The sequence below is a fragment of the Edwardsiella sp. A.80236 genome, from assembly GCF_044540725.1.
Taxonomy (GTDB): Bacteria; Pseudomonadota; Gammaproteobacteria; order Enterobacterales; family Enterobacteriaceae; genus Edwardsiella; species Edwardsiella tarda.
Window position 1 is genome coordinate 1 of record NZ_JBIUCY010000078.1, and the last position, 399, is coordinate 399.

The window sequence follows — 399 nt, forward strand, 5'->3', positions numbered from 1 at the left end:
CGCTTAGTCACTTAACCTCACAACCCGAAGGTGTTTCACTTCGTGCTGCAAGCATTTGAGAGACTCTCGAATCACTTGTTAAAAGCAATTCGATTGTTTTCGAATTTTCAGCTTGTTCCAGATTGTTAAAGAGCAAAATATTGCAAACATGACTCGTAAGTCCGTTTTGCAATATTGTTGGCACCGTCTTTCACCCGATACCGCAAATGGCGTCCCCTAGGGGATTCGAACCCCTGTTACCGCCGTGAAAGGGCGGTGTCCTAGGCCTCTAGACGAAGGGGACACTGGGTCGACTTCGCAGACGCTTTGCTCGAACATCTATCAGACAATCTGTGTGAGCACTACACAATATTTCGTATCTTCAGGTAAGGAGGTGATCCAACCGCAGGTTCCCCTACG

General features: G+C 47.6%; 1 tRNA gene. It reads right to left on the reverse strand.

The annotated features are described in order from the left end of the window. Nucleotides 1-207: 207 nt before the first annotated feature. Nucleotides 208-283, reverse strand: a tRNA-Glu gene (locus ACEQFP_RS17560). Nucleotides 284-399: the final 116 nt, after the last annotated feature.